Origin of the sequence: Rhodococcus sp. M8 (assembly GCF_015654185.1) — a bacterium.
Classification (GTDB): Bacteria; Actinomycetota; Actinomycetes; order Mycobacteriales; family Mycobacteriaceae; genus Rhodococcus; species Rhodococcus aetherivorans.
This window is the reverse complement of the sequence record NZ_CP064066.1, coordinates 1-20,053: the sequence shown is the minus strand read 5'-3', so window position 1 is coordinate 20,053 and position 20,053 is coordinate 1. Positions and strand designations below refer to the sequence as shown.

Here is a 20,053-nt window from a genome sequence, read left to right as displayed (position 1 = left end):
CGCGAAGGCACGGACGACCTCCCGGACGCCGCGGCAGTCGAATCCGGCCCACAGCACATGCCGGGCCGGCTCAGGCGCGCCCGGTCGCTACGCTCGGCAGTCCCGGATGGATCCATATCGGATTCGAGTCGAGGACGAGGAGACCACCATGACCGCCGGCCTGAGCGAGAGCCCCAGCGCCTCCGAGCGTGCCTACCAGGTGATCCGCGATCGCATCCTCGACGGCACCTATACCCCCGGCGCCATGCTCGGCGAGAACACGCTGGCGGCGGACCTCGGGGTCAGTCGCACACCTGTGCGTGTCGCTCTTGCGCGCCTGCAGGACGAGGGATGGATCGTCATCTACCCCAAGCGCGGCGCCCTGGTGCAGGGAATGAGCGAGCAGACCGTCGCCGAACTCGCCGACGCCCGGTTCGTGCTCGAGACGACGGCGGTGGACAGAGCCTCCGACGAGCTGCGTCAGCGTCTGGCGGAACGTCTCGCACACTCCGTCGACGAGCAACGGGCCGCATTCGCCGACAGGGACGTTCGTCGATTCATCGACCTCACCCTCCGGTTCCACCGCGGCTTCGTGGAGGCAGGCGGCAACACCGTGCTGCTCGAACTCTACGACCAGCTTTCCGACCGGCACCGGTTCGTGCTCTTCGCTTCGGGCGATCGTCTGCTCACCCGCTGCGCCGAGATCATCGCCGAACACGTCACCCTCATCGAACATCTACGAGCGGGCAACGTGGCCGAGTTCGCGAGGACACTGCGTGGTCACATCGCGGAAAACGCCCCTGCGTCCGCAGTCGGCCGGGAACTGACCGAGTTCACCCCCTCGATCTGGAAGTAAGGAACACACAGTTGCGCGCAATTCAGCACTACTATCCGCAGCGCTTTGCCCATTGCTTCGGATGCGGACCGGCCAACCCCGACGGAATGCGGCTCGAGAGCTTCCTCGACGGTGACGAAACCGTGGCACGCTACACCCCGGGCCCGGCCTACAGCGGTGGCGTGCCGGGCCATGTCTACGGCGGACTCATCGCCTCACTGCTCGACTGCCACGGCGCCGCCTCCGCCTCGGCCTTCGCCCAGCACGCTCGAGGGCGCGGGATCGGGGACGACCGGGAACCCCTACGGTTCGTGACCGGCACCTTGACCGTCGAATATCGCCGGCCGACCCCGATGGGTGTCGAACTGACCGTCCGCGGACGTCTGAAAAGTCACGAGGGACGGAAGGTGATCGTGGGCCTCGAGCTCGCCGCAGGCGACGACGTGTGTGCGCGTGGCGAGATGATCGCGATCGAAATTCCCCCGACGGTGTAGGCCCCACCAAGCATCCACCGGGCCCGCCGATGGTCACCTGACCCTCCACGAGAACGACGACAGATCCGAGGCACCTCCTCGATGGATACCCGGATCGTGGTGCCTTCGACAGCGAGGAGAGGCTGTCGAGCTCGGGGCGCTGCACTGACAGTGGAATTCGCCCACACCGGATCGGCATCTCTCGTCTGCGCGCTCGCACGGATCGAGCCACTACCAAGAGGAGTACCTTCATGCCACCTCGCGCTTTTGTTGCTGCACAGTTGACCGCGCCGGGCCGGCAGCTGCGGGTGCAACCGATCGAACCGGTGCCCCCGGGCGCGGGCCAGGTGCGCATCGAGGTCCGGGCCTCGGACATCTGTGGGGCCGATCTCGAGACGGTGGACAATCCCCGCTCGAACGTCAGCGTTCCGATCGTGCCCGGCCACGAGATCGCCGGCACGATCGCCGAGCTCGGTGAGCATGTCCGAGGGTGGCAGATCGGCGACCGTGTCGCCGTCGGCTGGTTCGGAGGCAGCTGCGGGCACTGCAGCCTGTGTCGACGCGGGAATGTGGTGCATTGCGCGCAACGCAGGACCCCGGGCCGGTCCTATCCGGGTGGTTGGGCCGAATCCCTCACCGTCCCTGCCGATGCGCTGGCCCGCATTCCCGACGGTCTGGACTTCGTCGACGCGGCACCGATGGGCTGCGCCGGGGTCACGACGTTCAATGCGATACGGCATGCAGGGGTAGCGGCCGGAGGCCGGATCGCGGTGTTCGGGTTCGGCGGTCTCGGTCATCTGGCCGTCCAATTCGCAGCGAAGATGGGATACGAGGTTGTCGTCATCGCACGAGTCCCCAACCTGGAAAAAGTGGCGTACGAGCTGGGGGCGCACCACTACATCGACAGTCACGCCGTCGATGCGGGCAAGGAGCTCGAGCGCATCGGTGGTGCGGATCTGATCCTGAGCACCGCACCGGCCACGGCACCGCTCGGCGCGCTGCTCGCGGGTTTGCGAACGCAAGGCCGGCTGATCCTCATCGGGGTCGACGGTGATTGTGTGCAGGTGCCCGCCGCGCAGCTGACGATGAACGCACAGTCCTTGTCCGGTCATCTCACCGGCAGTGCAGTGGACATCGAGGAGACCATGCGCTTTGCGCTGCTCACCGGGGTGCGGCCGATGGTCGAGGTGATGCCCCTTGAGGGCATCGCCGAGGCCCTGAAACGTCTACGGTCAGGCCGCCGGCAGTTCCGTATCGTCCTCGACACCAAGAGCACACGTGACGCAGGCAGCGGCGCACGGTGACGTCGTGGTCGTCGGCGCGGGGATCGCCGGATCGACTGCAGCACCGGAGCTGACCCAGTCGGGTTGCAGTGATATGTCTCGCGGCACGCGACCGGGGGGGTGGGCGCGCCTCGAGTGTGCAACGCACGCCCGCCGCGCTCGATCTCGGAACCACGAGGTTCTAGCGCAACGAACCACACGCAGGCGAACCGACCGGACAAGCTTGGTCTCGGCCGCTTCCGCAGGACATCAGCGGCGATACCCTCGAAGCTGGCCACCGTGGTCCCCTCGCGCCGAAGCTAAAAGCGAGTACCGGCGGCTGGGTAGCGTCACGGCTAAGGTTCTTGCACGCCCGCACACTGAGCCGGGCGCGAATCCGATAACCAGGCCTTATGTCAACCAAAAGACTGCATATTGCATCCGATGCATCACCGGACCGACCCTCACCCACGCCCCAAACTGACGTCGATTAATCTTGCCGCACAACAGATTCACGCCATAAATCCCCCACCTCAAACCGAGGGCGGCCAAGTCCACGACGGTCCGACGTCGACGCTCGACGGCATGCTGACCTGGAGTCTTGACGACATGATGCATTAGGTGAATCATTGAATCACCTAATGAGACACTCCGTCGGAGGTTCACAGATGGCGATCGACGAGGTCGGGCGGGTCCATCTTGTCGGTTCGGTGCGACCGCTGCACCCTGAGGAACAGACGGTCGCGGAGATGCTCGAAGGCTGGCGCAACCAGCAGTTGAGCCGCAACCTGCGATTCGAGACGATCGACTCGCGGATCCGACAGGTAGAGCGGTTCATCGCACATGCGAACGAGTACCCGTGGAATTGGACGGTGGCGATGGTCGACGAGTTCTTCGGGGACCTGCGGTCGATCCATGGTCTCGCCCACTCGTCGATCCGCTCGTATCAGGTGGGGCTGCGGCAGTTCTGTTCGTATGTCAGCACACCGGACTACGGTTGGGACCGGGTCTGCGAGGAACTCTTCGGCACCCACCCCTGCCAGGTGTTTTTCGACTGGAACACCGCTCGGCATGTGCAGGACACCGAATCACGGCCCGGTAAGCGTGCCTTCACCAAACACGAGATCCAGGACTTCTTCGACCATGCGGACGAGCAGGTGGCGATGATCGCCGCGTCCGGCCGCAAGGGGTGGCTGCCGGCCTACCGGGACGCGGTGTTGTTCAAGCTCGCCTACGCGTACGGCCTGAGGTTCCGCGAGCTGTGTCACCTGCAGACCGTCGACTTCGCCCGCAACCCCCACGCGAGAGAGTTCGGCCAGTACGGTGTCGTCCACGTGCGGTACGGGAAGGCGAAGAAGGGATCGCCACCGAAGCGGCGCAGCGTGCTGACGGTCTTCAAGTGGACCCCGGAGATCATCACCGATTGGCTCGACAACGGTCAGCGTCCTATGAATGACGGACTCGACCTGTTCCCAGCGAGCGCGGCAAGCTGATCTGTGAGTCGACGGTCCTGCGTCGGTTCCGGCGCTACTGCGACGAACTCGACCTGCCCACCGGGTTGGATCTGCACTCCTTCCGCCGCTCGTATGCAACCCACCTGCTCGAAGACGGATGGGACGCACTGTTCGTCCAGTCCCAGATGGGCCACGAACACGCCTCGACCACAGCCATCTACACGTGCGTCAGCAGCGACTACCGCACCCGCACCCTGCGTGGCGCGCTCGATGCGACACTCACCGCGGCACTGACCCCGAACGAAAGCGGCGATGCCCGGTGAAACGCGACGTTGACTACCACTGGCGGCTGGCCGAACTCATGGCCGGGCACCAGATGCACAACAGCACCGACCTCATTCCCCACCTGCACGAGCGGGGAATCACCCTGTCGCGGCCGCAGGTGTATCGCATCGTCCACCAGCGACCCGAACGCGTGTCCCTGAAACTGATTGCCGCCCTCTGCGACATCTTCGGCTGCGGACCCGACGACCTGATCACCGTCACCGCGGCGAACGCCCGGAAGACGGCCGCCGGCACCGCCGGCAAGAACGTAGTCGAGCTGAACAAGACGATCCGCCCTGCACGAGCGAGAGTGCTCGGTGACAACGAGTGAACCGAAACGACGCAACACCGTCCGGGGACGGCCCGTAGTCGCGGACGGGCGCCTTGAATGCGCACGATGTCACCGCTGCATGCGCAAGGCCGCGGCATCCTGGCCCGACGGCAAAATCTGCAACTCGTGCTACTACACAGCCACCAGCCTTCGGGGGCGATGTTCCCGCTGCGGGACCGAACGCCTGCTGCCCGGGCACGTCGACGACGAGGACACGCCGGTGTGCCGGGACTGTGCCGGCATCGTCCAGAGCTTCGTATGCCGAACCTGCAACACCGAGCAGCGTCCCTACCGGCGCGGTAGCTGCGCCCGGTGCGCCCTGCGCCACGACCTCGAACGCGACTACCTGCGCGGCGACGCCCCCGACGGATTCCGCACGCTCGTCGACACCCTGTGTCGCGCCGACCGCCCCGAAAGCATCCTCACCTGGAAACGATCGGAGAAGGTACAGGCACTCCTGACCGCCCTGGCCACCCGAGCGACACCGATCACCCACGATGGCTTGGACGGGGTCGCGCCTCACGGCGGGCACGTCGACCACCTGCGGGCGATCCTCGTGCACGCCGGTGTACTTCCCCCACGGGACACCAGGATCGCCCGGTTCGGCGAATGGATCGACAACAGACTCGCCTGCCTGTCGAACCCGCAGATCACACGGCCGGTCCGACAGTTCGCGACGTGGCATCACCTCAAGCGCATCGGCGACATGGTGGCCGCGGGAAAGCCGATCCGAGGCGCTGTCGACACTTCGAAACAAGAGATCAACGAGGTACTCAAGTTTCTCCGCTGGCTCGACAGTGAACACGATAGGACGATCACCACCTGCACCCAGCAGGATGTCGATCAGTGGATCGCCACCGGCACCACCACCCGGCATGCCATCCGCACCTTCGTGATCTGGTGCGCCGCAACGCGGATCAACACCGCGATCACCCTCGGGTTCCGCGAAGCGAAGACCACCCGCATCCTCACCCAGCAGCAGCGACTGGCGTGGATCCGTGAACTCCTCACGGGCGAGGGCGAATCGCTTCCCTACCGGATGGTCGGCCTGATTCTGCTGCTCTACGCCCAACCCGTCGTCAAGATCGTCGAGACACCGCTGAGCGCGATCGCCACGACATCCGGCGCCTCGACGATCGCGTTCGGAGCGACACCATCGCCCGCGCTCGAACCGTTCGCCTCGCTGCTGCGCGAGCACATCACCCAGCGTCCGCACCTACGCACCACCGGCGCAGACAACCCGTGGCTGTTCCCGGGATCGAGGCCCGGCGACCACCTCCGTCCCGACACCGCCGTGCGCCGGCTACGACGCCTGGGCATCGACCTCCTCGGCGCCCGCAACGCGGCCTTGCGTGATCTTGTTTCGCAAGTCCCGCCGCCCGTGGTCGCGGACATGCTCGGATACAGCGACAAAGTCACCCACCACCACGCAGACCTTGCCGGCCAGCCATGGCACGCCTACCCCGCGAGGGCCTGATCATGCAGGGTTCGAATACGCAGACTTACCAGTAGAACGCTCGGTACTGCAGCCAATGACCGATCCTTAATGCGGTCGAGTTTCACCGCCGCGACACAGAAACCACGAAAGCCACACCGATCATCGATTTCTGAACCAACGCACCGGGGCAACCGAGAAATACGCACCCCAGTGGCAGCAAGGGTCGTTCGAATCGGATGAGAGACTGCCACGGTGAGCGCAGCCGAGATCGGGCCCGAGACCATCGAGATTCTCGAATCACTGACCGTCGAGTCCCACGTCGGCGTGCTCCTGGGGGCAGGTGCGTCCGCCGCAGCCGGATTGCCCGACTGGAACACGTTTGCGGTCGAACTGCTGACGGCGAGCGAGGCCATTCCCGACCACGCCACAGCGCGAGCCTTCCTTGCAGGCCAAGATCCGGCCATCGTCGCCGAAGCCGCGAAAGACGCAGCAGGTACGGCGTGGCCTGCGTTGCTGGAATCGGCGCTCTACGGCGATACACCGGTGGACCCGGCGCCGCTGCACACGGCCGCCGCAGCTCTGGCCGAAAAACGTGGTCCCGAGGCGATCTCGCTGTTCACCTTGAACTACGACAACCTGTTCGAAGCCGCGTTGCGCAATGTGTTGGACGATCTCGGACGGAGCACCGAAGTCTTCAGTCGGGAAAAATCGCGGCCCCGTGCTCCTCGCGGCGCCTACGAGGTGCACCACTTGCACGGGTTCCTACCCCCGGGTGCCGCGACGGCCGACTCGGTGGTTCTCACCCTGAGCGACTACAACGAGCTCGGTCAACGTCAGCCGGCGTGGCAGCTGTCCGCGCTCCATGAGTCCCTCCAGAAAGGGCCGTTGATCTTGGCGGGCACGTCGTATCGGGATCCGGACATCCGGCAGTGGATCCACGATCTGACCTCTGACGATCCACAGGCAGAGGTGCTGGTCTTCCTCGCCCGGGAGGGTATGGGCCTGGACCGCGCCCAGTTCGAGCGGGTGGAGACAGCCCTGAAGAACCAGTGGTCGGCGCTGGGCGTACAGGTGATTGCCACCCACGACTACACCGATGCAGCCCAAGCTCTTCGGGAACTGCCGCATCTCGGCGAAGCCGGCTATCAACCGCCGCGTCACCGGGCGGCGGCTCTGTGGGAAAAGAATCTCGCCGAGTTCTCTCTGTTCCAGCAGGCAGACTCGGACGAGCTCGATCACGATCTGGCGATTTTGCAGGAGCTGTTGCCAGCTTTCGAGAACCTGACGCTGTGGCTCGCCGACGGTGCGGGCGCCCTGGTGCGCTGGTGCGCCAACGACCGCATATATCGGCATCCCGGCCATCTACGGCGTGCACTTCCTGGACACGACAGCCCGTGGATCGCCGGGCAGTGCATCGGACGCAATGACCTGCTCATCCGGGAGATTCCCCAGCCGGCGCCGACAACGCGGTGGCATTCGGTCGCCGCCGCCCCGCTGGTCGCCGAGCTTCCGGGCGGGCCTCCTCTGCCCTGTGGGGTCATCAGCGCCGCGTCCACCACGTCGATCGCTGACGCACAAATTGACGAGGTCAACACCGTTTTCGCCGAGTTGTCGGAAAAATGGTCCCTGCTGCTGCAGACGAGAATGGTCCCCCTCTGACCGCTCCGCAGCGGTGCTGCGCCGTGGCGGGCCACGACGCGTCAACGTGCGCTACTCTGGATCAACCCAAGGAGGTGGAGAGCGTGAAGTCGACCAGCAAGACCACGGTGCGGAAGGTGTCAAGCAACACCTTCCGGGTCAGTAGTGTGTCAACCCGGAGCGCCGCCACCGGAAAATTCATCCGCAAGGCGGACACGCCGAACCGCTTCATCGCTCGGTCCAGCCCCGAGGTGCAGGCCAAGCTCACCCAGAGCACACCTCTGCCCCACTGATCCCCGGCTTTTCGCCTTCGCTTATCTCGATTCCCACCTCAGGTGCCTGTACGGCGTGGGACGGTCGACCGGGGATCTCGGCGATCTTGACTGCGCCATGCTGCTCTCGCGCGTTTTCTTGGCACGCTGGATCTTGTTGGGTCACCTTGGGCGGCTGGGCCCGGCCCGGAACGGCGGCCAGGCCGACCTGGTGCGTTCGCGGATGAGGTCGCGTTCGAAGCTGTCGAACGCGGCGAAGTCGAAAAGGTCAGTCGGCCGCCTGGCGTTATCGATCGCCACGGTCAACGACCGGACGCCCATCCCGCCCCTCTGGGCGCCTCGACGGTCTGCAGCAGGTGCGACCGGACCGGGACGAGCCCAGCGGTGCCACCACGGCCGGTCCGGGGTGTCGGAATACACGGTGTCGCTGGTCGTGGCTGTGATTTTCAGCGATAAGTGCCAGCTCTCTCACAGGTTAGTCGGTCGTCGTACGTAAGCTCCAGCGACAGAAGTCGAGTAAGGAGCAGTTAAACAATGGGCAAGAAGTACGGTCGCCGCAACCAGAATCGTCCACCACGTCGTACTCCCACAGTCGATGCTCCCGTCACTCCGACACCGTCACAAGCTGACATGGATATGGCTGCCGTCAAAGCGTCGATGCGCCATCAGAACTTCGTTCTGATGGCGGCAGACGCTGAGATAGAACCTGTCGACGAAACGGCTCGGCGCGCTGCTCTTGCAGGTGTCACTGGCCTCGCGGCAGTGCGAGAACTGTCCCGCCTGTTCTCGCGTCTCGACTTTGCTCTGATGATCGATTGGTCTGAGAAGCGATTGCAAGCCGATCTACTCCGCAGAGTTGGAACGCCATGGAGTGAGACTCTGATAGCTCGCGTTAACAAAGGTGATCACTTGCTTACGGCAAGGTCGCTGGGGCAACTTATGCGCGAAATTCTGGAGTACGCCTCTACTGTCAAGGGACAGGAGGACGTCCCTGTGGGCGGACAGGTGATCTCCCTGCCTGCGGACAGTTGATCTCCCTGTCCGCGGTCAGGTGATCTCCCTCGATGTCAGGTCAACGGCACCACCCCGCGTCCGGCGGTGGCCTCGCTCAACCGCAGTGAGGTGCCCTCGGTGATCACGACGTGGGCGTGGTGCAGCAGCCGGTCGACGGCGGCGGTGGCGAGGGTCTTCGGCATGATGGTGTCGAACCCGGACGGGTGGAGGTTGCTGGTCACCGCCACGCTGCGGCGTTCGTAGGCGGCGTCGACGAGGCGGTAGAACGCCTCGGCGGCGGCCTGACCGGAGGGCAGCATGCCGATGTCGTCGACGACGATCAGCTCGGCCCGGGTGATCTTGGTGATGGTCTTGGTGATCGACCCGTCCACCGCGGCCCGCCCGATCGCGGCGGTCAACGATTCGAGGGTGAACCACGACACCCGCATCCCGGCGTCGATCACCGCATGCGCCAACGCCTCGACGAAGTGGGTCTTGCCGGTTCCGGACGGGCCACTGACGGCGAGGTTCTCGGCGCGATGCACCCACTCCAACGCCGCCAGGGCGCTCTGGGTGGGGACCGGGATCGACGAATCCTCCTCGCGCCACGAGGAAAACGTCTTGCCGGCCGGCAGCCCGGCGGCTTTGCGGCGCATCGCCCTGGTGGCTTCGTCGCGGCCGCGGATCTCCTCGGTCAGCAGCACTTTGAGGACCTCGGTCGGGTCCCACCGCTGCGCTTTTGCCGTCGCCAGCACCTCGGGGGCGGCGGCCCGCAGGTAGGGCAGGCGCATGCGTTTGAGGACGGCGAGCAGATCGTCGGGCAGCGGCGGTGCGGTGGGGTTCACGAGCGGGCCTCCGTGCGGGCGGTGCCGAAGCCGGCCCAGGCTCCGGTGCCGGGCTGGACCGAATGGGTCTCGTCGGCGACGACCCGCCCGGCGCCGGCGCCGGTGTCGGTGTGGTGCGCGACGATCGCCGGCAGATCCGACTCGGCGAACCGGCCCGCTCCGGCCGCGACCGCCAGCGCCGCCGAGACGGTGTCGGCGCCGACGAACGCCGCCAGCTCGACCGCGGCGGTCATCTTCGCCCGGATCCGGGCCGCCCCGGCCGCCGAGGCGGCGATCAGCCAGGTGTGCGCGCCGGGTCCCAGATCGAGGAACCGGGCCTCGGCAGCGGAGCGGGCCCTCGGACGGGGCGGCCGCGGCGCCCCGTCCGCTTCCTGGGGGTGGTTCGGGTAGTGGGCCGGGTCGATGCTCGGGTTGCCCGGTGTCGAAAGACGATGCCGGGCAACCTCGCTCAGACCGCACCGACCGGCGGCCCAGTCCGGAATCCGCGGCAGGGCATCGAGGTCGGCCACCACGACGAGGTCGGCGCCGGCGGCGCGCACCCACACCTCGGCGCCGACCAGACCGGGCGGGGTCGAATAGCGCACCGAGCCGAACCGGATCGTCTGGTCGGTGCCGACACTGCGGGTGGTCCCCAATGCCAGGGTGTGCGGGGCCGACGGCAGGGTGTGCAGGCGGGCGCGTTCCTCGGCCAGGGCCTCGGCCGGGATGCGGGCGCTCTCCCGGTGCCGTCGGGCGTTGACCGTGACGCAGAAGCGGTCACACGCGGCTTCGAGGTCGGTGAAGGAGGCGTACTCGGGCAGCAGGTTCGCCTCGGTGGGCACCAGATCCGCCTTGGCGATCTTGACGGTGGCTTCGCTGCCACCCTTCGATTCCGGGTCGAAGGGGATGCAGGTGTGCACGGCCATGCCGTAGTGCCGGGCCGTCTCGACGATCTGCGGGTGCCGCACCGCGATGCCGGCGACGTGATCGATGCTGACGGTGCGCGGATTGTCGGTCAGCGCGTAGGTCGGCACCCCACCGAAGCGACGCACCGTGGCATCGAGGCACGCGATCAGCGTCGGCAACGTCTGATCCCACACCGGGATCACCACCCGGTAGCGGGACCACGCCAACCAGGCGCAGAACAGCAGGGTCGAGCGCACGATCCCGCCCGGTCCGGGCACCTTCGGGCCGGCGCCCCAGTCGAACTGCATCCACAGTCCGGGTTCGGTGATCCACGGCCGGTAGGTGCGCCGGTGCCCGGCCTGCCACGCCGTTTTCGCCTGCGCCACGGCCCGGCGGGTGGTGCGTTCGGTCCCGTCGAACCCGAGCTCGACCAGGCGTTCGTGGACGATGTCGGCGCGGACCCGGCCCTTGCTGCGTTCGACCCACTCCTCGATCTTGGGGAGGTAGTCGTCGATGATGCGCGGCCGCCGCGCCGTGCCGGTCACCGGCATACCCGCGTCGCGGGCGGCGACGTAGCGTCGGACGGTTTTCGGGTCCACCCCGGCGAGCTGCGCGGCCGAGTGCGCGCTGCCGGTGGCGTCGTAGGCCTCGAGAATTTCCATGATGTCCCTGTCAGACTTCTTCATGCGTCCCTCCGGTGGGAGTCGCTCGGTGGTGGTCGAAGACCTCGAGCAAAACCCCGGAGGGGCGTCTGGTTCAGGACCGACACACCGCCGGTCCCACGGTCACGGACAGGGAGATCAGCTGTCCGTCAGCAGGGAAGAACGTGTCCGCCTACAGGGAGGTTGGCATGTCCGCTAGCACTCTACCGAGCCTGACGCGCCAGAGCTGACGTTGCCGACATTGGTGCACTATCTTCTCTCGATCAACACGGAGCACCACCGTCACCCGGAGTACAGCGACACGGGTGTGGTAACTGACGACGATCACAGGAAAATAGCGCAGAAGTTGTCGGGAATGAGCGCAGAGGACAGTATTGCGATGCTGCGCGAACTGATGCCGGCCGAGGTCGCGAACGCCTTGGCAGATGTCACGCTCAGTCCGATCCTTCTGCGAGCTGAAACCGAAGACACGTGGTTCAGGTCATGGCCCGACAAAGTGGTTCATCCGGCGCTCGGGTCCTGTCCGGCAGAGGCTTTCGCGGCAGCTCATGGCGTTCCGCTGGTCGAGGTACTGGCAGTTGGGAAGATCATCGATGACTTGGCGCGGGACGGAGTGGTGGAGTTCACTCGACTCCAACTGCTCGAGCGGGGTGGTTCCGATGTGGCTATCGAACTGTGTATCAGAGAGATGTCGCGACCTCTGGATCAGTACCGAGACGCTCTTGCTGGCGATCGCCGACGTGGCTCGGTGCACCAGCAGCGGTACACCATGACTCGGTTTCCATTCCTCCGGCTCGACAGCGACACGTTGCTTCTGCTTCGCTACCAGTGGGGTATCGACAGGTTCTACGGAAATTTGCTCTATTGGTCGACTTTTGCAGGTCTACCTGGGTTCAAGATGCCGGCGCCGAAGCCGGGATCCGAGTCCGAGGCTTTCAGCGGTGGAATGAACCATGTGTTCGAACGGTCTATCGGCGACATTTTGGAAAGGCTGGTGGCCCGAAGTGCGTATGCAGACAGACTCATCACCGAGAACGAACTGCAGACAGTCTGGACAACCAACAGGCAGGCCACCGCATCCGCATGCGATTGGGTCATCAGAGCCGGTAAGACGTGCATAGTAATCGATGCCACGAATCACTCACTCGACGCCTTCCTGTCCCAAGGGCTCGGAACACCTGAAGCTTATGCCGCAGACATGGACAAGATATTCGCGTCCGAGGGCGGGAAATTCGGGCAACTCGCAAAAACGATAAGAAATCTCCGCGACCGAGGTGTCGACGACTTCGGTCTGCATCCCTCTACAGTTTTCGTGCCGATCATAGCTCTGCCCTCCGGGGGGATACCGAACTTGGACACCACAGACCTCGACTTTCAACTTCGAAGCCGTCCATTCTTTGAAGAATTTGACGGACGGATCCTCGCACCCGCTGCCATTCCGATTACAGAGCTGCAGATGCTCGAAGGAATGGCGGGTCGCCTCGGATTCCCCGACCCCCTCCAGACCTTGGTGCAATGGCGGTACGCATGCACTCGGACTGTGTGGCCGATCCGGTTTCGCGACTATCTCGACCACACTCTCTTCAATCCCAATCGTCCGCTGTCGCGTCGAGTTCATGCAAACAACGAGGCCATCCTTGAGCGGATTGCCAGTTTGTCGTGACAACCAGGTTCCCTACGGACAATGGCCGGACGAGCACCCGGTCGATTCGCGGGAAGGAGCGCTCTATGACCCCAGTGTGCAGGTGGAGGCGTTGCGTGTGTTCGTACCGAAGACCTCATCCTCGACCGCGTCATGGAGTTTCCCCAGGGTGGTGACCACGTGGAGTACTCCCTCAACTTCGTCTCATTGCGGCCAGGGATCTTTCCTGAGATGCGCGACGACGTCACCGCCAGGACGATTACAGCGCATCAAGCACGGTAAGCAGGTCCTCGAGCAGTGCGTCGGCACGGGCTTCGATCTCGTCCAAGATGTCGGGGAGACCGTCCAGGCTGTCGCGGGCACTGCGGCGCGCTGCAATACCCCGTTCGTAGTAGTGCGAATCGAGGTCGATTTCCGACTCGATCCACACGGTGGATTCCTCGTCTTGGTCACGCTGCTTACGCAGCGGCAGCGGCGCCCGAGCCCGCACTCGGCCGGACAGATGGTCTCGCACGATCGTGGCGACGGACTGCGCGGTCATCGACTGCGGCATCAGCGGCAGGTGCCCCCAGCGGTCGATCGGGGACAACAGGGGTCGCCGGGCCTGCCGCTCGGTGAGCGGGACATGCTCGACCTCGACCGGGTCGGTCAGGTGCTGGGCGAGCAGGTCGGTGTTCGGGTACGTGTCCAGGAACGCCAGGATCTCGGCCCACCTGTAATACACCCCCGCCGCCCTCTGGGCGGCGGCGGACTCCGGTGGCACACAGTACCGTTCCCCGCCGTCGGTGGCGGCGACGAGGGTGCCGGCGTCGAGGTGGATGTCGCCGCGGCGCAGCCGGGCCAGTTGCGCGAACGGCATCCCCGTGGCGGCGAGAACGAGCATGAGGGCGTCGCGGCGGCCGAACAGGCCGCTCGGCCAGCCGGTGGTGGGCAGCTCGGCGGCCTTGTGCAGCAGGAGCGGGGTGAGTCGGTCGTGCCGGGCGGCGCGGGCGGCGTCGAGCCGGCGGCGGACGGTCTCGCTGCGGCCCGGCGGCGGGTGGCCGCGGCGGGTGTGCACGGTGTTGATCACCGACACCCGCCGCCGCTGCGTCGCGGGCGCGGCGGGGTGCTCGCGCAGGAACAGCGCCAGCGTGTCGGGACTCGCCGGGATGGGTCGGTGGTCGGTGGCGGTGCACCAGTCGGCGAACAGTACCCAGTCGTGCCGATACCGCGCCGGGATCCGCAGGCCGGAGGCCGTTTCCGAAGAGCCGTCGAGTCGCTCGGTCGAGGTGGACTGGCGGAGTGACGGTATTCGGTGGGTGCGGTATTCGTCATGTCTTTCCGGGGTTGTCATGGGTGTGTCCTGCGGTGTCGGTTCGGGCGGCAAGGTAGGTGGTCCAGTCTCGTCGGGTGCGGCCGGCCCATCGGGTGGCGGTGGTGATGTTGATGCCGAGCACGTCCGCGGCGATGGGGGCGGGAATCTCGCTGGCCCAGGCCGCTCGGGCTGCGTGGCGGGCGGGTCGCGGGTCGATTCCGTGCGCTCGAAGGTTGCGCGCCAGCACTTTCGGTGTGGTCGGCTTACCGATTCCTCGTCCCTGGAAAAGGAATCGGGTGGTGGGATCGAGGCTCTGGAAGGCAGCACGGCCGGCGGCGTCATCGGAGAGGGTCTGCAGGAGCGTGGCGAGGGCAGGGGGTAGCAGGACCGTGCTGTCGCCGATGCGGAGGTAGGTGTCGGCGTCGGCGTCGGCGACGGCGCCGGCGATGTCGTCGGTGGTGAGATCGGCGATGCTGGTGATGGTGCGTCCGTAGAGCAGTACCAGCGCGCCGCTCGCTCGCACCTGTATTGGCAGCGTCTCGTCGTGCAGGCAGCGAGCGAGCATTGCCCAACGGTCGTCATCGGTGATGATGTGTGAGGGTTCGCCGCTGTGCGGTTGCGGCACGACCAGGTCGGTGCACTGTTGGTGGGCGGCAGCCCAGGCGATGAAGTTGGTCAGGAAATATCGGTAGCGGCTGCCGCCGTCGAGCCAGCGGTCGAGGTCTGCCTGGGTGGCGGTGGCCAAGGTGGTGTCGTGTTCGTCGAGCCAGGACAGAAAGTCCAGGGCGAGGGTGATCTGGCTGCGGGCGTAAGCGGCGGCATTGTCCGTGACGGGGCGGCTGCGGGCGCGGCGGCGAGCTCGGCGTAGCACGTGCCAATGCGCGAAGGGACACACCAGTGCTCCGTGGTGGGCGGGGCGGCCCTCGAGGATCTCGTCGAGCCAGGGTCCGATCCGTTCGAGCAGGTCGGTGCGTTCGGGCAGGATCCCGGCGTAGACGAACAGAGCGCGGAGCCGGGGCAGTGCAGCGCTGTGGGGGTAGCTGTCGAGCAGTTGGTGGGTGATCGGTTCGTCGTGAGCGCGTAGGGCTATCTGGTGCAGCAGTGCCGCGCCGCCGCGCCGGCGGTGCAGCCAGTACCGGATGATCTCGGGGTTGGGCACCGTGCGGAAGACCTCGTCGAGCGCGGTGAGTGGGGCGGCGATGCCGCGGTGCGGATCGGTGATCACAGCGTGCAGTGTGGTGATCAGTGCGTCGTGGCTGGTTTCGTGTCGGCGCCGACGGATCCGGTCGGGTGATTCGGTGAGCTCGGGTTCGAGGACATGGCCGGCGTCCCGGCACGGCAGGCACACCGGATGCTGCGCACGCGGATGGGCCGGATACGCGGTGCCGCAGACGGTGCACGATCGCAGGCGTCGGGTTCGGCAGCGGATGCAGATGTCCGGGGTGGTTGCCGTGGCGCGGCGGTCGATGCGTCGCTGCTCACCACAGGCGCCGCAACGGCGCAGGGGCCGGCGGTAGCAGGACTTGCAGATCGGTCCGTGGTCGGTGTGGGCGTAGGTCGGAGTGATGTGCTCGCAGCGGCAACAACGCCGCTGCGGAGTGCGATAACAGTTCGGGCACACCGCGGCGCCGTCGGCGCGCCGGGTCTGCACCCGCAACACCCGTCCGCAGGTGCCGCAGGGTTCGCGCCTGCGGGGGATGCACGAGTGGCACAGGGGATCACCGCGGTCGGTGTGGGTAGCGATCGGGCGGTCGCGGCGGCACCGCCCACAGGGTGCGCGATGGTAGAAGCGGCGGCAGTGGTCGCAGACTCGGCCGCCGTCGACGAGGTGCGGCAACAGCGCGGGCTTACCGCAGCGCAGGCAGCCGGGGACGACGACGGTGGGGTGGCCGGCGTCGGCCAGCAACCCGGCCAGCCGCTGCAGCGTGATCGGCGCGTCCGAGGAACCGCTGGTCAGCGCGTCCGGATGGTGGGCCAGGTGCGCCTCGAGGCGGCGCAGGGTGTGCGCGACGGTGGCGCGCTCGACGAATCTTGCGGCGGCGGTGGGATCGAGGCCGGGCACCACCGCGCAGACCCGGGCGGCGGCGCGGTCGAGCACCGTCTGCCGCGGTTCCCGACCGGCCCGGGCGGCGGTCATGTGGCCCGCGGCCGGCGAATGGTGGTGCGCCGGGCCTGTGGGGGGACGATTCGTTCGGCGGGGCCGACGGTCTTGGCGACGGGGGTGTTGACCACATCGATCTCGATCAGGTCGTTCGGGGTGCAGGCGAGGATGTCGCACAGGGCGGCGAGGGTATCCATCGACAGTCGTTGCGGCGGTGCGGTGACCAGCCGGTAGACCTGCTCGCGGGAGAGGTGGATGCCACGGTCGGCCAGCAGCGGCACCAGGTCGGTGGTGGCGAACATGTCCTGTTCGGCCATGCGTCGGCGCAGATTCCAGCGGTAGCCCATCTTCCTGATCATCGGCGTTGCTCCCACAGTTCGGTACGGCTGTGCAGGGCGCGGCGGATCAGCCGGCGCCGGTACTCGTCCGAAACCCCGGTGTAGAGCGCCGTGGTCGACGCGTAGCGGTGCCCGACCTGCTCGGAGACGAACCGCTCGGGGTAATCGAACTCGATCAGATGGGTGACATAGGAATGACGCAGGCAGTGCAGGTCGAGCTCGGTCGGCAACCCGGCCGTCTGCCGGGCCGCGACGAACGCCTCGTTGATGCTGCGCATCGACATCCGTCCGGCCCGTTCGCTGACCCATACCGCTGCCAGCGGACCCGGACGCAGCAGTGGACGGACCTCGGTGACCCAGTGCTCGAGCACCTCGACGATCCAGTCCATCTCCGGCACCGTGAGCACGGTGCGACGCTTGGGTGGGCTGCCCTTCGACGCCTTACCCCAGCGCACGAACCACGCCCCGTAACGGCCGTACTGCGCCGCGGCGGGGCTGTGCCGCCGATCCGCCAGGTCCAGCCCGTGCACCTCACGGCGGCGTAGACCGTAGGCGTACACGGTCTTGAGCAGCGCCGCGTCCCGCAGCGCGGTGAGCGCTCCCTTGCGGCCCCGGCCGCGGATCTGTTCCACCCGGGCGTCGGCGGCGTCGAACAGCGCTTGGACCTCGTCGTAGGTCAACGGGCGCCGTCCCGGCTGCCCCTCGACGTCGGCGACATGCGCGATGGTATTGCCTTCGTGGAAGATTCGTTGCGGCACCCGCGAGAACCGCTGCTCGCACACCGCGGGCCATCCGTACCGACGATCGGTGACGTACTCGACGAACAACGCGATCGCCATCTCATAGCTGCGCGCTGTGGACACCACGATCGGTCGCGCCCGCGTCTGCGAGCGCAGATACGTGATGAAATCCTCCCCATCGGCCGGTTCCCACTGCCACGGATAGGAATTGGTGAACTCGGCCATTCGCCGCACCACCGCCACCCGCGGACCGATCGTGCCGGACTCGCTCAGAAACCGGGTGCGCTGCTGCCGCTGCCACCCGGCGAGCATCGCCTCGAATACCGCCTCCTCCGGATCCAGGTGCACCACCGCATCGGCCAACACCAGATGCGCCGCACCGGGCGGGTCCACCACCGAATCCATATGTTGCATTGAACACAACATTGTTGAATTGCGTGGCCGAAACGAGGTGTTCTGCCAGGTCACGGCCCACGCACGCCGGATACTCGACGCACGGGCACGCCCCCTTCGCCGCACGTCGAGCACTTCTCCCCCGCTTGCGCAGTGTTGCATCCGATGCAATTCCGCCCGGTTGCCCGTTCACAGCCCCAGGTTGGTGACGGCATTGTTGATGAGGGGTGCGTGTTCGCGGGCGTAGACCTCGAGCATGGCGGGGGTGGTGTGCCCGGTCTGGCGCATGATCGCGTGCGCGGAGGCGCCGTTGCGGAAGGCCTGGGTGACGAACCCGGCCCGCAGCGAATGCCCCCCGAGCTGCTTCACGATCTCGGGGTCATAGCCCGCCGACTCGGCGCGGCGGCGGATCGCGTGGTGCACCGCCGCCCCCGACAAGGCGGTGTCGGAGAGGTGGCCGTTCTTACGGATCGACCGCAGCAGAGGTGATGCCGGGACCATGCGGGGGCGGGTGCCGCGGCACACGTGCGCCGCGAGCGGCTCGGCGCTGCGCAGCAGCCGGATCACCGCGGGCCGGCCGCCGGTGTCGAACGCGGCGACCACCTGCGCCCACCGCATCCACGCGCACGGCGGGCAGCTCGTATGGCTGGGGGTGAACGGCAGGGCGCGGACGGTGCCGCGGCCCTCCTGGTCGGTCTTCGATTTGCGCAGTTTGATGTGCAGGCCGTCGAGCCGGTGCAGGCTGATGTCCCCACAGGTCAGGGCGACGAGTTCGCTGCGGCGGAACGCCCCCGCGAACCCCAATAGCAGGATCGCGGTATCGCGGCGTTCGAGCACCTCGTCCGCCCAGCCCGCGCTGTTCGCGCGGGCCTTGTCGACGATGGCAAGGATGTCGGCGGTGAGCAGCGGGGCCCGCGGGGTGCGGGGCCGGTCGCCAGCGGTGGCGTAGCCGCGGCGGATCCCGGCCATCGTCGCTTTCACCAGGTCGTCGCCGGTGGGAGCCGGGTGTCCGGTCTGGCGGTGGTGGTGGGCGATCGCGGCGAGGCGATGGGCGAGGGTCGCCGGGGCGTAGGCCCGCTCCCCCGCCTCGGTGACGGTGTCGGCGCAGGCGATCAGGTAGGCGGCGATCGTGACCGGATGCGCCGGCACCGCCACATGGTTTTCCGCGGCGCACCACGCGGTGAAGGCCCGCCACGCCGAGGCGTAGGTGCGGCGGGTGCCCGCGGCCCGGGAGGCGGCCACCGACTCCGCGATCCGCGCCGCCGCGCCGGGTGCGAGGTCCGGCGCCGCGGGCCCCGCCGGGGTCCCAGGCACGACGAGCTGGCCGTCTCCTGCGTCGTTCGTCTCGAGATCCACGGGTGGCGACGCTACCGGACGGCTCCGACAGGGTTGTCCTCGCTCAATCTATCTGACGCAGAACGCGTTACCTGAGCTGCGATGCCACAACTTGGTTGGACGGCCGCAGGATCGAATCGTCCAAGTTAGTTGTCGCACATCGTCGAATCAGCCCACCGTTTCGGCGGGTCGAGTCCGGGCACCGGGACGATGCCTGATGTACCGCGTGAGCAGCGAATCGAACACGCCGGCTGGGACTGCGCCGTCGGTGACGGACTCCTCGATGAGACCCCCGATCGCATCCTGTTGACCGGGTGACTCCATCGTGAGCACCCGATTCCGCCACGCGGTGTCAGCCAAAGACGTCGTGAGCGCAACGACAATCGGGTAATCGGCTGCCCCGCAGATCGCTGCGGTCAGATACCACCGGTTGGGGTTGGGCTCGAGAACTTCCAACCGAGCCCCGAACCGTGCAACCGACACCGCGTGTCGCACAGCGTGGTGACAACTATCTCGGACGACGCCTTCCGGATGCGACACCTATCTCGGACAACGCACCGACAACGTGGACAAGGACAAGGGTCCCGGCGACCGAACACGCTCACCTCGGGGTTTACGGCGATGGCTGCGTAAATGCCAATTTACGTTGCCGACACCGCACAAACCGGGAGTGACAAACCCCCAGGTGACCGTTTTGCCGTATTTATCCGGATCTTCTGGTTCTCTGTCCTGTGCCATCAGACCTGAGGCAGTGCCACCGCACCTGAGGCAAAGGCAGGGTTTCTGCCACCAAGTTGAGGCGCTCTACCTGCCACGTTC

The 20,053-nt window shown here is 66.7% G+C and carries 16 protein-coding genes and 1 pseudogene; 10 read left to right on the top strand and 7 right to left on the bottom strand.

Annotated elements, in window-relative coordinates; translation table 11 throughout:
* The first annotated feature begins 148 nt into the window (after nucleotides 1-148).
* The 9 genes and pseudogenes from ISO16_RS27845 (at nucleotide 149) to ISO16_RS27805 (ending at nucleotide 9,038) form a co-directional block, all read left to right on the top strand.
* Nucleotides 149-835 (top strand): GntR family transcriptional regulator, encoded by a 687-nt coding sequence (locus ISO16_RS27845; RefSeq protein ID WP_017681813.1) that lies wholly within the window; start codon nucleotides 149-151, stop codon nucleotides 833-835.
* 11 nt (nucleotides 836-846) lie between these two features.
* A complete protein-coding gene (locus tag ISO16_RS27840; RefSeq protein ID WP_072636832.1) occupies nucleotides 847-1,308 on the top strand; it encodes a PaaI family thioesterase in 462 nt (153 codons plus the stop codon).
* 326 nt (nucleotides 1,309-1,634) lie between these two features.
* Complete coding sequence (locus ISO16_RS27835) at nucleotides 1,635-2,591, top strand: alcohol dehydrogenase catalytic domain-containing protein (protein WP_083662568.1); 957 nt, start codon at nucleotides 1,635-1,637, stop codon at nucleotides 2,589-2,591.
* Nucleotides 2,592-3,217: 626 nt separating this feature from the next.
* Nucleotides 3,218-4,326 (top strand): annotated as a pseudogene (locus tag ISO16_RS27830) (tyrosine-type recombinase/integrase).
* Complete coding sequence (locus tag ISO16_RS27825; protein WP_072636834.1) at nucleotides 4,323-4,658, top strand: helix-turn-helix domain-containing protein; 336 nt, start codon at nucleotides 4,323-4,325, stop codon at nucleotides 4,656-4,658. The pseudogene ISO16_RS27830 and the gene ISO16_RS27825 overlap by 4 nt, the downstream one beginning before the upstream one ends.
* A gap of 79 nt (nucleotides 4,659-4,737) precedes the next feature.
* On the top strand, nucleotides 4,738-6,135 hold the full coding sequence (locus ISO16_RS27820; protein ID WP_072636835.1) for a recombinase XerD: 1,398 nt from the start codon (nucleotides 4,738-4,740) through the stop codon (nucleotides 6,133-6,135).
* 213 nt (nucleotides 6,136-6,348) lie between these two features.
* Nucleotides 6,349-7,755, top strand: coding sequence for an SIR2 family protein (locus ISO16_RS27815; protein ID WP_072636836.1), 1,407 nt, complete (start codon nucleotides 6,349-6,351; stop codon nucleotides 7,753-7,755).
* Nucleotides 7,756-7,838: 83 nt separating this feature from the next.
* Nucleotides 7,839-8,027: a hypothetical protein gene (locus ISO16_RS27810; RefSeq protein ID WP_139311048.1), complete on the top strand. Its 189-nt coding sequence runs from the start codon at nucleotides 7,839-7,841 to the stop codon at nucleotides 8,025-8,027.
* Nucleotides 8,028-8,540: 513 nt separating this feature from the next.
* On the top strand, nucleotides 8,541-9,038 hold the full coding sequence (locus ISO16_RS27805) for a hypothetical protein (protein WP_139311049.1): 498 nt from the start codon (nucleotides 8,541-8,543) through the stop codon (nucleotides 9,036-9,038).
* A 35-nt stretch (nucleotides 9,039-9,073) separates the two neighbouring features.
* Here ISO16_RS27805 and istB read toward each other — a convergent pair whose 3' ends face one another.
* Complete coding sequence (gene istB / locus ISO16_RS27800) at nucleotides 9,074-9,844, bottom strand: IS21-like element helper ATPase IstB (RefSeq protein ID WP_072636906.1); 771 nt, start codon at nucleotides 9,842-9,844, stop codon at nucleotides 9,074-9,076.
* Nucleotides 9,841-11,415, bottom strand: coding sequence for an IS21 family transposase (istA, locus tag ISO16_RS27795; protein WP_230304621.1), 1,575 nt, complete (start codon nucleotides 11,413-11,415; stop codon nucleotides 9,841-9,843). Before istA ends, istB begins: the two co-directional genes overlap by 4 nt.
* A gap of 331 nt (nucleotides 11,416-11,746) precedes the next feature.
* On the opposite strand from istA, the gene ISO16_RS27790 reads away from it, so the two are divergent.
* A complete protein-coding gene (locus tag ISO16_RS27790) occupies nucleotides 11,747-13,054 on the top strand; it encodes a hypothetical protein (RefSeq protein WP_139311050.1) in 1,308 nt (435 codons plus the stop codon).
* Between the two features lie 238 nt (nucleotides 13,055-13,292).
* Here ISO16_RS27790 and ISO16_RS27785 read toward each other — a convergent pair whose 3' ends face one another.
* From ISO16_RS27785 to ISO16_RS27765, 5 genes are all read right to left on the bottom strand, one after another.
* Nucleotides 13,293-14,366 carry a hypothetical protein gene (locus tag ISO16_RS27785; RefSeq protein ID WP_075288622.1) on the bottom strand — a complete coding sequence of 358 codons (1,074 nt, stop codon included), beginning with the start codon at nucleotides 14,364-14,366 and terminating at the stop codon, nucleotides 13,293-13,295.
* Entirely contained in the window at nucleotides 14,344-16,464 is a 2,121-nt protein-coding gene (locus ISO16_RS27780; protein WP_072636905.1) for a hypothetical protein, read from the bottom strand. The genes ISO16_RS27785 and ISO16_RS27780 overlap by 23 nt, the downstream gene beginning before the upstream one ends.
* A complete protein-coding gene (locus tag ISO16_RS27775) occupies nucleotides 16,461-16,787 on the bottom strand; it encodes a helix-turn-helix domain-containing protein (RefSeq protein ID WP_072636904.1) in 327 nt (108 codons plus the stop codon). The genes ISO16_RS27780 and ISO16_RS27775 overlap by 4 nt, the downstream gene beginning before the upstream one ends.
* A complete protein-coding gene (locus ISO16_RS27770; RefSeq protein WP_072636903.1) occupies nucleotides 16,784-17,911 on the bottom strand; it encodes a tyrosine-type recombinase/integrase in 1,128 nt (375 codons plus the stop codon). The genes ISO16_RS27775 and ISO16_RS27770 overlap by 4 nt, the downstream gene beginning before the upstream one ends.
* Nucleotides 17,912-18,088: 177 nt before the next feature.
* Nucleotides 18,089-19,255, bottom strand: coding sequence for a site-specific integrase (locus ISO16_RS27765; RefSeq protein WP_072636212.1), 1,167 nt, complete (start codon nucleotides 19,253-19,255; stop codon nucleotides 18,089-18,091).
* Nucleotides 19,256-20,053 lie beyond the last annotated feature (798 nt).

Excerpts from the sequence above, each read along its gene's own strand:
- ISO16_RS27845 (WP_017681813.1), top strand. The coding sequence starts at position 149 with ATGACCGCCGGCCTGAGCGAGAGCCCCAGCGCCTCCGAGCGTGCCTAC.
- ISO16_RS27820 (WP_072636835.1), top strand. The coding sequence starts at position 4,738 with ATGCGCAAGGCCGCGGCATCCTGGCCCGACGGCAAAATCTGCAACTCG.
- ISO16_RS27805 (WP_139311049.1), top strand. The coding sequence starts at position 8,541 with ATGGGCAAGAAGTACGGTCGCCGCAACCAGAATCGTCCACCACGTCGT.
- istA (WP_230304621.1), bottom strand. The coding sequence starts at position 11,415 with ATGAAGAAGTCTGACAGGGACATCATGGAAATTCTCGAGGCCTACGAC.
- ISO16_RS27790 (WP_139311050.1), top strand. The coding sequence starts at position 11,747 with ATGAGCGCAGAGGACAGTATTGCGATGCTGCGCGAACTGATGCCGGCC.
- ISO16_RS27785 (WP_075288622.1), bottom strand. The coding sequence starts at position 14,366 with ATGACAACCCCGGAAAGACATGACGAATACCGCACCCACCGAATACCG.
- ISO16_RS27780 (WP_072636905.1), bottom strand. The coding sequence starts at position 16,464 with ATGACCGCCGCCCGGGCCGGTCGGGAACCGCGGCAGACGGTGCTCGAC.
- ISO16_RS27775 (WP_072636904.1), bottom strand. The coding sequence starts at position 16,787 with ATGATCAGGAAGATGGGCTACCGCTGGAATCTGCGCCGACGCATGGCC.
- ISO16_RS27770 (WP_072636903.1), bottom strand. The coding sequence starts at position 17,911 with ATGGATTCGGTGGTGGACCCGCCCGGTGCGGCGCATCTGGTGTTGGCC.